The sequence below is a fragment of the Streptomyces calidiresistens genome (assembly GCF_014141525.1).
Classification (GTDB): Bacteria; Actinomycetota; Actinomycetes; order Streptomycetales; family Streptomycetaceae; genus Streptomyces; species Streptomyces calidiresistens.
The window spans coordinates 1-11,755 of the sequence record NZ_VKHS01000081.1 but is presented as its reverse complement, the minus strand read 5'-3'; the positions used below and the strand labels follow the sequence as shown (position 1 = coordinate 11,755).

The 11,755-nt window shown below is 73.2% G+C and carries 10 protein-coding genes and 2 tRNA genes; 3 read left to right on the top strand and 9 right to left on the bottom strand.

All coding sequences use genetic code 11. The features are described from left to right. Window positions 1–69: 69 nt before the first annotated feature. The 5 genes from pdxS to pgsA all read right to left on the bottom strand — a co-directional run bounded on the left by pdxS (window position 70) and on the right by pgsA (window position 4,707). The gene (gene pdxS, locus FOE67_RS06000) at window positions 70–918 is read right to left on the bottom strand and encodes a pyridoxal 5'-phosphate synthase lyase subunit PdxS (protein WP_498370691.1); all 849 of its coding nucleotides are present in this window, start codon (window positions 916–918) and stop codon (window positions 70–72) included. Window positions 919–1,236: 318 nt separating this feature from the next. Then, a complete protein-coding gene (locus FOE67_RS05995) occupies window positions 1,237–1,770 on the bottom strand; it encodes a hypothetical protein (protein WP_182661194.1) in 534 nt (177 codons plus the stop codon). Between the two features lie 11 nt (window positions 1,771–1,781). Next, window positions 1,782–2,978 (bottom strand): glycosyltransferase family 4 protein, encoded by a 1,197-nt coding sequence (locus tag FOE67_RS05990; protein ID WP_182661197.1) that lies wholly within the window; start codon window positions 2,976–2,978, stop codon window positions 1,782–1,784. A 65-nt stretch (window positions 2,979–3,043) separates the two neighbouring features. Next, the gene (locus tag FOE67_RS05985; RefSeq protein ID WP_182661192.1) at window positions 3,044–3,973 is read right to left on the bottom strand and encodes a phosphatidylinositol mannoside acyltransferase; all 930 of its coding nucleotides are present in this window, start codon (window positions 3,971–3,973) and stop codon (window positions 3,044–3,046) included. After that, on the bottom strand, window positions 3,970–4,707 hold the full coding sequence (gene pgsA / locus FOE67_RS05980; RefSeq protein ID WP_182661190.1) for a phosphatidylinositol phosphate synthase: 738 nt from the start codon (window positions 4,705–4,707) through the stop codon (window positions 3,970–3,972). Before pgsA ends, FOE67_RS05985 begins: the two co-directional genes overlap by 4 nt. A gap of 347 nt (window positions 4,708–5,054) precedes the next feature. On the opposite strand from pgsA, the gene FOE67_RS05975 reads away from it, so the two are divergent. Further along, complete coding sequence (locus FOE67_RS05975; RefSeq protein ID WP_182661188.1) at window positions 5,055–6,734, top strand: AbeC-like domain-containing protein; 1,680 nt, start codon at window positions 5,055–5,057, stop codon at window positions 6,732–6,734. 272 nt (window positions 6,735–7,006) lie between these two features. Here FOE67_RS05975 and FOE67_RS05970 read toward each other — a convergent pair whose 3' ends face one another. The 4 genes from FOE67_RS05970 to FOE67_RS05955 all read right to left on the bottom strand — a co-directional run bounded on the left by FOE67_RS05970 (window position 7,007) and on the right by FOE67_RS05955 (window position 10,255). Then, window positions 7,007–7,636: an HIT family protein gene (locus FOE67_RS05970; protein WP_182661186.1), complete on the bottom strand. Its 630-nt coding sequence runs from the start codon at window positions 7,634–7,636 to the stop codon at window positions 7,007–7,009. 77 nt (window positions 7,637–7,713) lie between these two features. Further along, complete coding sequence (gene thrS, locus FOE67_RS05965) at window positions 7,714–9,693, bottom strand: threonine--tRNA ligase (protein ID WP_182661184.1); 1,980 nt, start codon at window positions 9,691–9,693, stop codon at window positions 7,714–7,716. 221 nt (window positions 9,694–9,914) lie between these two features. Continuing rightward, window positions 9,915–9,986, bottom strand: a tRNA-Val gene (locus tag FOE67_RS05960). A gap of 197 nt (window positions 9,987–10,183) precedes the next feature. Next, window positions 10,184–10,255, bottom strand: a tRNA-Val gene (locus FOE67_RS05955). A 266-nt stretch (window positions 10,256–10,521) separates the two neighbouring features. Here FOE67_RS05955 and FOE67_RS05950 point away from each other — a divergent pair. Both FOE67_RS05950 and FOE67_RS05945 read left to right on the top strand, forming a co-directional pair. Beyond that, window positions 10,522–10,935: an SsgA family sporulation/cell division regulator gene (locus FOE67_RS05950; RefSeq protein ID WP_143617632.1), complete on the top strand. Its 414-nt coding sequence runs from the start codon at window positions 10,522–10,524 to the stop codon at window positions 10,933–10,935. A gap of 222 nt (window positions 10,936–11,157) precedes the next feature. Next, entirely contained in the window at window positions 11,158–11,727 is a 570-nt protein-coding gene (locus tag FOE67_RS05945) for a CGNR zinc finger domain-containing protein (RefSeq protein WP_182661182.1), read from the top strand. The last annotated feature ends 28 nt before the right edge of the window (window positions 11,728–11,755 follow it).

The window sequence follows — 11,755 nt, the reverse complement described above, 5'->3', positions numbered from 1 at the left end:
GGACGCGCGCGGAAGGGGCGCCGTCCCCGGGGGGGACGGCGGGCGGAGGGGCTCCACCCGCCGTCGGGGTCACCAGCCGCGCGAGGCGTAGCGCTCGCTCTCGGGCAGGGTGTCGCAGTTGATGCCGACCATGGCCTCGCCGAGCTTGCGGGAGACCTCGGCGATCACCTTGGGGTCGTCGTGGAAGGTGGTGGCCTTGACGATGGCGGCGGCGCGCCGGGCCGGGTCGCCGGACTTGAAGATGCCCGACCCGACGAAGACGCCCTCGGCGCCCAGCTGCCGCATCAGGGCGGCGTCGGCCGGGGTGGCCACCCCGCCGGCGGAGAACAGCACGACCGGCAGCCGGCCGAGGGAGGCGACCTCGGCGACCAGCTCGTAGGGGGCGCGCAGCTCCTTGGCCGCGGCGTACAGCTCGTGGTTGTCCAGGCCCTTCAGGCGGGCGATCTCCCCGCGGATCTGCCGCAGGTGGCGGACCGCCTCGACGACGTTGCCGGTGCCGGCCTCGCCCTTGGAGCGGATCATCGCCGCGCCCTCGGCGATCCGGCGCAGGGCCTCGCCCAGGTTGGTGGCCCCGCAGACGAAGGGGGTGGTGAAGGACCACTTGTCGCTGTGGTTGACCTCGTCGGCCGGGGTGAGCACCTCGGACTCGTCGATGTAGTCCACACCCAGCGCCTGGAGCACCTGCGCCTCGACGAAGTGGCCGATGCGGGACTTGGCCATGACCGGGATGGAGACGGCGTCGATGATGCCCTCGATCATCTCGGGGTCGGACATGCGGGCCACGCCGCCGTCCTTGCGGATGTCGGCGGGCACCCGCTCCAGCGCCATGACGGCGACGGCCCCGGCGTCCTCGGCGATGCGCGCCTGCTCGGGGGTGACCACGTCCATGATCACGCCGCCCTTGAGCTGCTCGGCCATGCCGCGCTTGACGCGGGCGGTGCCGGTTCCGGGGGCGTCGGCGGTGGGGACGTCGGAAGAGGTGGGGGACGTGCTGGACAAGGGTGTCGACCTCGCTCGTCGGTGTCGGGGGGCCGCGGGTTCCGACGGACCCCGGAAGTCTCGGGACATGTCACCGGCCCGGCGACGGTGCCGGCCCCGGGCGGCCCGGATCGCGACGGATCCGGGGGCCGGTGGACGGGAACCGGGCCACGTTCGATGACACCCCGGGTGCGGCATCGCGTGAAAGGGCCAATCCCGGGCAAGTGGCCCGCTCCGCCGGTGGCGGAACACCCCGCCTCAGCCGACGACCAGCAGCTCCGGGGGCTCGTCGTCCATCTCGAAGGCCGGTGGGAAGGGGGCGCGGCCGGCCAGCCGGAACCAGCGCACGGCCCGGTGCCGGCGCAGGGCCCTGACCGAGCGGACGGCGTCGTTGTGGAAACGGCGGGCCATCGGCACCCGACGGACGGCGGCCGTCAGCTCGTCCAGGGCGGCCGGACCGCCCGGTGCGGAACGGATGCCCGCGAGCTGGTCGGGATCGGCCAGCACCGCCCGAAGGGTCTGGCTGAGCTCGCTCTCGGCGACCTCGCGGCGCTCCTCCTCGGCCTGCCGGGCGTCGTGTGCCGCCCGGTAGAGCACCATCGACGCGGCCGGGTCCAGCAGACCGGCGGTGGCGATCTCCTGGGCGACGGAGGCCCGGCGCAGCAGCTGCGCGTCGAGGGCCGCCCGGGCGGCGTCGATGCGGGTGTGCAACCGGTCCAGGCGGCCCGCCGTCCAGCTCAGGTAGACGCCGATCGACACCAGCACGACGAGGGCCCAGATCACGGTGGTCACGGGGAGGAAGACTACCGCCGTCTACCGGCGCGCCCGCCGGCGCGGGGCGTCCCCGCCGGCGGGGCGTCATCCCCCTCGCCGGCCGCCGCTGCCTCGGCCGCCACCGCCGCCGCGCCCTCGGTGACCGTCTCGTAGACCGCGAGGATCTCCGCCCCCACCGTCTCCCAGTCGAAGCGGCGCACGTGCCGGGAGGCCCGCTCGCGCAGGGCCGCGCGGCGTTCGGGGTCGCCCAGCAGACGGATCGCGGCGCCGGCCAGGGCCTCGGCGTCCCCGGTGGGGAAGAGCTCCCCCGCGGCGCCGCCGTCCAGCACCCGGGCGAAGGCGTCCAGGTCGCCGGCGAGGACCGGTGCGCCGGCCGACATCGCCTCGACCAGGATGATGCCGAAGCTCTCCCCTCCCGTGTTGGGGGCCACGTAGAGGTCCACGCTGCTCAGCAGACGGGCCTTGTCCTCGTCGTCGATCATGCCGAGGAAGACCACCCGCTCGCGGACCCGGGGTTCCAGGCCCTTCAACGCCTCCTCGGTGTCCCCCCGCCCGGCGACCAGCAGGCGGGTGCCGGGGTGCTCCTCGAGGATGCGGGGCAGGGCCCGGGTGAGGACGGGCAGTCCCTTGCGGGGTTCGTCGATGCGGCCGATGAACCCGATGGTGCCGCCCTGCCACTCGGGGCGGGGCTCGGCCCGGGCGAAGAAATCGACGTCCACACCGTTGGGAATGACCACCGCGTCCCCGCCGAGGTGTTCCACCAGCGTGCGGCGGGCGTACTCGCTGACGGCGATCCGGGCGCTGATCTTCTCCAGGGCCGGTTGGAGCAGCGGGTAGGCGGCGACCATGGCGCGCGAGCGGGGGTTGGAGGTGTGGAAGGTGGCCACGATGGGACCCCGGGCGACCCAGCAGGCGAGCAGGCCCAGGGAGGGCGCGGCCGGTTCGTGGACGTGCAGGACGTCGAAGTCGCCGTCGTGCACCCAGCGGCGGACCCGGGCGGCGGACAGGAACCCGAAGTTCAGGCGGGCGACCGAGCCGTTGTAGGGAACCGGTACCGCCCGGCCGGCGGAGACCGCGCCGGGGGGCAGTTCGGCCTCGTCGTCGGCGGGGGTCAGGACCGAGACCCGGTGACCGCGGCGGCGCAGGTGCGCGGCGAGGTCCCGGACGTGGAACTGCACCCCGCCGGGGACGTCCCAGGCGTAGGGACAGACGATGCCGATGGACAGCGGACGCCCGTCGGTACCCGGTGCGGCGGTGTTCTCGGACGGCCGGTGGGGACCGGCCGGGGGATTCATGTGTCGGTTTTCCCCTCGTGGCGGGCGGCGGTCCGGGCGGCACGGTCCCGGGGCCAGAACGGCTGGAGCATGTGCCAGTCCTGCGGGTGGGCGGCGATCCCCTCCTCGAAGCGGGCGGCCATCCGCCGGGTCATGACCAGGGCGGCCTCCTCCCGGGTCGCGGCCTCCTCCGGGCCGGGGACCGGGATCGCGGGGTGGATCCGGGCGCGCAGCAGCGGCCCGTCGTACCACAGGGTGGCCGACAGCAGATCGGCCCCGGTCTGCCGGGCGAGTTTCGCGGGGCCCAGCGGGAAGCGGGCGGTCTCGCCGAAGAACTCCACCTCGGCGCCGGAACCGGTGAGGTCCCGGTCGGCGACCAGGGCCACCAATCCGCCGGCACGCAGGCGGCGGGCGAGCACACCGAGGGCGGCGCCCCCGGTGTGGGGCAGCACCTCCATGCCCAGGCTCTCGCGGTGGGCGACGAAGCGGTCGTAGAGGCTCTCCGGCCGGAGGCGTTCGGCCACCGTGGTGAGGGGGACCCCCAGCACGGTGCCGGCCCAGGCGCCGGCGAGATCCCAGTTGGCCAGGTGGGGCAGGGCCAGGACGACCCCGCGGCCCGCGTCCAGGGCGTCGGTGACCCGCTCGATCCCCTCCACCCGGACGCCCCGCTCGATGCGCTCGGGACTCCACACCGGCAGCCGGAAGGACTCCGTCCAGTAGCGCAGGTAGGAGCGCATCCCCTCACGGGAGAGTTCGCGCAGACGTTCGGGCCCGGCGTCGGGTACCACCCGGGCGAGGTTCGCCTCCAACTGGAGGACGGCGGGGCCCCGCCGACGCCAGGTGGCGTCGGCGACGCGGCGCCCCAGGGCGTCGGCGGCCCGCTCGGGCATCCGGCGCACGGCGGTCCAGGCCAGGGCGTACCCGGCGTCGGTCAGGCGCTCCCTCATCCCTCCCGGCTCCCCGGGGTCCGTTCGGCGGTGTCGGCGGGAGGGCCCGGGCGCTCCGGCCCGTCCCCCCGCCCCCCGGCCGGGGACTCGTCGGGCGTCACGGCGGCGTCGGCCTCGGCGGCCTCCCTCCGGACGGTGACCACCCGCTGGATCAGGGTGATCAGGCTGCCCACGGCGACCACCCACAGGGCGATGGGCAGCAGGACGTCGATGTGCGGCACCCCGAAGACCGTGAACCCGGAGAGGCCGGTCAGCACGAGGGTGATGGTCAACCGCTCGGCGCGTTCGACCAGGCCGTTGACCCGCACCGGCAACCCGATGCTCTCGCCGCGCGCCTTGGTGTAGGACACCACCTGCCCGGAGGCCAGGCAGAAGATGGCGATCCCGCACAGCAGCAGGTCCTCACCCCGCCCGGCGAACCACAGGGCGATGCCGGCGAAGACGGCGGCGTCGGCGAGACGGTCCAGCGTGGAGTCCAGGAAGGCCCCCCACCGGCTGGAGCGGCCGGATTGACGGGCCATCGTGCCGTCGACCAGGTCGGAGAAGACGAAGAGCGTGATGACGACCGTGCCCCAGAAGAACTCGCCCCGGGGGTAGAAGGCGAGCGCGCCACCGATCACGCCGGCGGTCCCGATCAGGGTGACGGCGTCGGGGCTGACCCTCAGCCGGAGCAGCAGGAGGGCGAAGGGCGTGATCACACGCGTGAAGAACGCACGCGCGTACCTGTTGAGCATGGCCTTCCCGGGGATTCGGGGACGGGCCGGCGACCACACGGACACCGGGGGCCCCATCGTAGCCGGCGGACCCGGCACCGGAAGTGCCGGGCGGCCCCGAGCCCGCCCCGGCAGGAGACGGGAACGCGGTCCCGGGTCCCGCGCGCCGGACCGGCGGCCGGCCGGAAGGAACCCCGGCGCGGCCGGGGAACGGCTGCCCCGGGCGGTCACCGACCGCTACGCTGAGGGGCATCCGACGCCCCGTCGGAGATCGGGAACAACCCGCCGGAGCGGGGCGGGATTTCATTCCCCCCACCGGGGGAAGACCGTTCCCGGACCCGTGACCGGCTCGACCCAGGGGGTGAACCATGGCGGGGTTCGAGGACCTCAAGGCAACGGCCGGGGTGGACTTCGACTTCAGCCCCGGGGCGCAGATCCCGCTCTCGGGGGCCGGCGGCGGCCAAACGCAGGTCAGCTCGGCCCTGGCGGCGACCTCCTACCGGGACGGCGACGTCCGCGCCATCCTCGAGGTCAACGACGGCGCGAAGGTGACCGACGCGAGGATCTCGCTGCTCGAGCCCAACCTGGGCGAGGCGTTCACCCGGGCGATCGAGACCCGGATGCTGGCGCCGGGCCGCGCCCCGCTGGTGCAGTCGTTCGGCGCCGAGCCCCAGACGGTGGTCGAGCACGCCCTGGCGGCCAAGCGCATCCGACGGCAGCGCGATCGCCGCCTGACGGTGATCATGGCGGTCTTCGGCGTGTTGTTCCTGCCGGGTGTCCTGGCGTGGCTGGGACTGTTCCAGTTGCGGCGCACCCTGGCCGGCTCGCAGGACAAGCGGGCGGGCAGCCTGGGCGTCATGGCGCTGGCGGCGGTCTTCGTCCTGATCGTGCTGTTCGTCTACAACCTGGAGATCGGCGGGCTGCTCCAGTTGTACGTGTGGGCCCTGCTGCCGGCGCCGATCGTCGGCTGGTTGCTGGCCCAACGGGTGTGCGAGCGGGCGGCGCGCAACCTGCGGGCGCACTGGTCGGACCTGCTGGGCGGGGGCGGTGCCGGGGCCCGGGTGCCCGAGGCCGTGCCGCAGAACCCGAACGACGCGGAGGCCGAGCGGCTGCGCAAGGGGCTGGCGAAGGTCTCCGCCGAGCAGAACAGCAACATGGTCCACTACGCCGGTCCCAAGGGCATCCTGGGCATGGGCCCGCGGTGGGGCCGGTGGAGTCTGGCCGAGGACCTCTTCCCCGCCGACCCGCAGGGCGACATGGACGGTTTCCGGGCCTGGGACGTGATCCGGGCCATGTACGACGACCTGCGGATGGTCAACCGCGGGCCGCTGCACACCGGCGGGTTCCGCACCGCCCCGGAGCTGACCCACTGGGTGGTGCGGCACGTGGGCGAGGGCGCGGGATCGATCTCCCGCCCGGACGGTCCGCACGCCGAGGGGTACAGCATGACCCCCATCGAGGTGCAGCGGATCTGCAACGAGGAGCACCACGGGGCGAACGACCGGCACTACCTGGGTGCGCGCTGGGTGATGCACGACGGCAACCTGGTGCTCAACTACCTGACCCGGGTCAGTGTGCTGCACCGGGTGCTGCGGGTGGAGTTCAGCGCCTACGCGCTGGGACCGGTGAAGGGCTTCTTCCTGCAGAAGCCCGCGGCGAGGAAGGGGCAGACACGGCACCCCTTCAAGCCGTGGAAGAAGGTGGAACGGGAACTGCCCCTGGTGGACGTCAAGGAGGTGGTGCGGCTGGCCGCCCGCGCCCCCCTGACGTGGTTCCCCGCCGAGTTGGACAAGTGGGGCGGCAAGCTCAGCCTTCCGGAGCCGTTCGGCCTGCGGCACGTCTGGGCGGAGAAGCCGTGGCGGCACCGCTTCATGACCGATGACGCCCTGGAGACCACCACTCCGGTGGTACGCGAGGCCATGCGGTCGTTGCTGCGGGTCCTGCGGGAGAACCGGGTGGACGTCGGGCCCTTCGAGGCGAAGGTGAAGGGCATCAGCGGGGCGGTGGAGAACCCCGAACCCAAGAAGCCCGACGAGATCGGCGCCTAGGACGCGCGGCTCCCGCCGGCAGCGCCCGGGGCCGGCGGGAAGCGGTGTCCGGTGCGGTGTGTCGTCGCGGGGGCCGGAACCCCTCACTCCGGGGTTCCGGCCCCCGCCGTGAGCGCTCCGGCTCCTCCCCGGCCCCGCGACCGGGGACACCCGGGCCACCGGTTCGCCGATACCGGGGACGCGCGGGGCCCGGGTGTGGTACCCCTTGTTCCCGTCGGCCGGGCCCATCGGGCCGGGTCCGGCCGACGCGGGCCCGTTCCGCGCGGGCGCGGCTAGCGGTCCCCGGCGGCGGAGGGGGCCGCCGTCGGCCAGGACTCCGCGAGCAGTTCCCTGGTCTCCGCCAGCAGTTGGGGCAGCACCCGGGTGTGCCCCACCACCGGCATGAAGTTGGCGTCCCCACCCCAGCGCGGAACCACGTGCTGATGGAGGTGGGCGGCGATCCCCGCCCCGGCCACGGCACCCTGGTTGAGTCCGATGTTGAACCCGTGGGCGCCGGCGGCGGCCCGGATGGCCGTCATGGCGCGCTTGGTGAAGTCGGCGACGCCGAGGGTCTCGGGGGCGGTCAGGTCGGTGTAGTCGGCGACGTGCCGATAGGGCACCACGAGCAGATGGCCGCCGGTGTACGGGTAGAGGTTGAGCACCGCGTAGACCGCCTCGCCCCGCGCGACGATCAGTGCCTCCTCGTCGGGACGGTCCGGCAGGCCGCAGAACGGACAGCCGTCCTCGGCACGCGGCCCCGTCGGCTTCCCCTCCCCGCGGATGTACGCCATCCGGTGAGGGGTCCACAGGCGCTGGAAGTCGTCCGGGACGCCCACCCCCTCCTGTCGTCGGGGCCCGGGGTCCCCGTCCTCCCGTTCCCGTACGGGCTGCTGTTCGGGCTCGCTGCTCATGCCGGCCAGCATAGGACCGGTGGGGGCGCCCGGAACGGGCTCCCCCACCGGCGGGAACGGGGACGGGACCCGGGGTCCCGTCCCCGGCATCAGACCTGGACGCGGGTGCGGACGGCCTCCGCGATCTCGGCGAGGGCCTCCTCGCGCGGGATGCCGTTGCGCTGCGAGCCGTCCCGGTAGCGGAAGGAGACCGCGCCCGCCGCCATGTCCTCGTCCCCGGCGATGACCATGAAGGGGACCTTGGCCCGCTGGGCGTTGCGGATCTTCTTCTGCATCCGGTCCGCCGAGGCGTCCACGTCCACCCGCAGGCCCATGGCCCGGGCCCGCTCGGAGAACTCCCGCAGGTAGGGCACGTGGGCGTCGCCGATCGGGATGCCGAGTGCCTGGACGGGGGCCAGCCACGGCGGGAAGACGCCCGCGTAGTGCTCCAAGAGCACCGCGAAGAAGCGCTCGATGCTGCCGAAGAGGGCACGGTGGATCATCACCGGACGCTGCCGGGAGCCGTCGTCCGCGGTGTACTCCAGGTCGAAGCGCTCGGGCAGGTTGAAGTCCACCTGGATGGTGGACATCTGCCAGGTGCGCCCGATGGCGTCGCGGGCCTGGACCGAGATCTTCGGGCCGTAGAAGGCCGCCCCGGCGGGGTCCATGACCAGTTCCAGCCCCTGCTTGCCGGCGGCCCGGCGCAGCGCCTCGGTGGCCTCCTCCCAGTTCTCGTCCGAGCCGATGGACTTCTCCGGGTCCCGCGTGGACAGCTCGAGGTAGAAGTCCTCCAGCCCGTAGTCCCGCAGCAGGTTCAGCACGAAGGTGAGCAGGTTGTCCAGCTCACCGGCCATCTGGTCGCGGGTGCAGTAGATGTGGGCGTCGTCCTGGGTGAAGCCGCGCGCCCGGGTGAGGCCGTGCACCACGCCGGACTTCTCGTACCGGTAGACCGTCCCGAACTCGAAGAGCCGCAGGGGCAGCTCCCGGTAGGAACGCCCCCGGGCGCCGAAGATCAGGTTGTGCATCGGGCAGTTCATCGGCTTGAGGTAGTAGTCCTGGTGACCGTCCAGCCGCATGGGGGGGTACATGCCGTCGGCGTACCAGTCCAGGTGACCCGAGCGCTGGAAGAGGTCGCCCTTGGTGGCGTGGGGGGTGTAGACGAACTCGTACCCCCCCTCCTCGTGCCGGCGCCGGGAGTAGTCCTCCATGACCCGGCGGATGATGCCGCCCCGGGGGTGGAAGACGGCCAGGCCGGAGCCGATCTCCTCGGGGATGGAGAACAGGTCGAGTTCGGCGCCCAGCCGACGGTGGTCCCGCTTCTCCGCCTCGGCGAGGAACTCCAGGTGCGCCTTGAGCTCGTCCCGGCTGGGCCAGGCCGTCCCGTAGATCCGCTGGAGCTGGGGGTTCTTCTCGCTGCCGCGCCAGTAGGCGGCGGCGGAACGCATCAGTCGGAAGGCCGGGATCATCCGGGTGGTGGGCAGGTGCGGCCCCCGGCACAGGTCCTTCCAGCACAGCTCGCCGGTGCGGGCGTCCAGGTTGTCGTAGATCGTCAGCTCACCGCCGCCGACCTCGGCCGAGGCCCCCTCGGCGGCCTCGGCCGCCGCCCCCTTGAGACCGATCAGCTCCAGTTTGTAGGGCTCGTCGGCCAGCTCGGCGCGGGCGGCGTCCTCGTCGACCACCCGCCGGGCGAACCGCTGGCCCTTCTTGACGATCTCCTGCATCTTCTTCTCGATGCGCTTGAGATCCTCGGGCTGGAAGGGTTCGGCGACGTCGAAGTCGTAGTAGAAGCCGTCCCGGATGGGCGGGCCGATGCCCAGGCGGGCCCGGGGGAAGAGCTCCTGCACGGCCTGGGCCAGGACGTGGGCGGTGGAGTGCCGCAGGATGTCCAGCCCGTCGGGGGAGTCGATGGTGACGGGCTCGATCACCGCGCCGTCGGCCGCCTCCCGGGCCAGGTCGCACAGCGCACCGTCGATCCGCGCGGCGACGACGGAACGGTCGTCGGCGAAGAGATCGGCCGCCGTCGTGCCCCCGGTCACCACCCGCTCCTCCCGCTCGGAATCGCGTTGGATGATCACCCGCACCTCGGACACCGGTCTCTCCTGACGTTCGGCTTCGCGCTGTCACGCGCCGTGTGCGCGGCGGGGCCGCCGCGCCGCACGCATCGTACCGATCCCGGCGGGTCGGCCGCCGCCCGGCGCCGACGCCCCGGGACGGGCCCGGCGGTCCGGCCCGCAACGCCGGGGGACACCGCGGAACACCGGGGGACACGACAACGGGCCGACCCGTCTGCGACGGATCGGCCCGGTTCCGGTGGGCGATACTGGGATCGAACCAGTGACCTCTTCGGTGTGAACGAAGCGCTCTCCCGCTGAGCTAATCGCCCCGGGTGCCCTGCGGCACGGGAAGAACCATACAGGCACGTCCCGCTGCGACCAAATGCCGTCCCCACCGGGGGCCTCCGACCCACGGGGCGGACGCGACCGGCGGTGGACGACCGGCCCCGGCCGGCGGGGTCGTCACGAAAGCACATCGAAGCAAAAGGGCCGGAGACCGTGTCTCCGACCCTTCACAGCGTGACGGTGGGCGATACTGGGATCGAACCAGTGACCTCTTCGGTGTGAACGAAGCGCTCTCCCGCTGAGCTAATCGCCCGCTGCGAGATCTACGTTACCGCACTTGGGAGGTGCCCTCGCACCACCCCCGGACCGCCACCCCTCCGGATGCCCCGGGGATGCCGCCCGCCGGTCGGCTCCGTCCACAGCCATCGGGAGTAACCCGACAAATACGACTCCGCCATTCGAATGCTTTCAAACCTCGCAAACCTCTCAGAGTGGTTTACAACCACCGATTACGTGGCATCCCGATCTCGCCGACGTGCGAACCCCCGAGCGCACACTGAGCGAAAGGCCCTGGCGCTTATGAACACCACGGTCAGCTGCGAGCTGCACCTGCGCCTCGTCGTATCGAGCGAGTCCTCCCTGCCCGTCCCGGCCGGGCTGCGGTACGACACGGCGGACCCCTACGCCGTCCACGCCACCTTCCACACCGGAGCCGAGGAAACCGTCGAGTGGGTTTTCGCCCGGGACCTGCTGGCCGAGGGCCTGCACCGTCCCACCGGCACCGGCGACGTCCGGGTGTGGCCCTCCCGCAGTCACGGGCAGGGAGTGGTGTGCATCGCCCTGAGCTCCCCGGAGGGCGAGGCCCTTCTCGAGGCCCCCGCCCGTGCCCTGGAGTCGTTCCTGCGGCGCACCGATTCCGCGGTGCCGCCCGGCACGGAACACCGCCACTTCGACCTCGACACGGAGCTGTCCCACATCCTCGCCGAGAGTTGAACGCGCCCGCGCGGCGCGACGTCCGACTCGGGGCGACGGCGCACCGCGCGGTTCCGCGGCACGGACGCCCCGCCTTCCGGAGACCACCCCCGCGACCACGGGGGCGCCACCGGGAGGCGGGGCGGACGCGGGTCGACCGCCACGGGCGGGTCCGCGTGAAACGACGAGGGGTTAGAGTTCCCGGGATCGGCCATACCGCGATCCGAATCGGGAGCGACCCCAGTGCTCATCAACCACGACACGCGGTGCGCCCTGGGCCACGCGGTCGACCTCCTCAACACGGCACCCGGCGAGCACTCCTCCGAGGGGTTGGGGGACGTCCGGGCGCTGCGCGGGTTCGTGGAGACCCACGAGGTCAGCGGGGTGGACGCGGCCGGGCTCTCGGAACGGGACCTCGTGGCCGTCCACCTCGTCCGGGACCGTTTCGCCCGGGTCTTCGCCGCCCGGGACGACCGGGAGGCCGCCGAGCTCATCAACACGATGGTCGCCGAGGCGGGCACCACCCCCCAGCTGACCGACCACGACGGTCACGACTGGCACGTGCACTATTTCGCCCCCGGCGCCTCGCTGGCGGACCACCTGGCGGCCGACTGCGGCATGGCCCTGGGTTTCCTGGTGGTGGCCGGCGAGCGGGAACGGTTGCGCCGGTGCGAGGCGCCCGACTGCGGGCGTGCCTTCGTCGACCTCTCGCGCAACCGGTCCCGCCGCTACTGCGACAGCCGCACCTGCGGCAATCGCCTGCACGTCGCCGCCTACCGGGCGCGCCGGCGGGAGGCCGGGGCGACCGGCTGACGCCTCGGGCTCGACACCCGCCCCGACC

Excerpts from the sequence above, each read along its gene's own strand:
- FOE67_RS05950 (WP_143617632.1), top strand. The coding sequence starts at position 10,522 with ATGAACACCACGGTCAGCTGCGAGCTGCACCTGCGCCTCGTCGTATCG.
- pgsA (WP_182661190.1), bottom strand. The coding sequence starts at position 4,707 with ATGCTCAACAGGTACGCGCGTGCGTTCTTCACGCGTGTGATCACGCCC.
- FOE67_RS05975 (WP_182661188.1), top strand. The coding sequence starts at position 5,055 with ATGGCGGGGTTCGAGGACCTCAAGGCAACGGCCGGGGTGGACTTCGAC.
- pdxS (WP_498370691.1), bottom strand. The coding sequence starts at position 918 with ATGGCCGAGCAGCTCAAGGGCGGCGTGATCATGGACGTGGTCACCCCC.
- FOE67_RS05985 (WP_182661192.1), bottom strand. The coding sequence starts at position 3,973 with ATGAGGGAGCGCCTGACCGACGCCGGGTACGCCCTGGCCTGGACCGCC.
- FOE67_RS05970 (WP_182661186.1), bottom strand. The coding sequence starts at position 7,636 with ATGCTGGCCGGCATGAGCAGCGAGCCCGAACAGCAGCCCGTACGGGAA.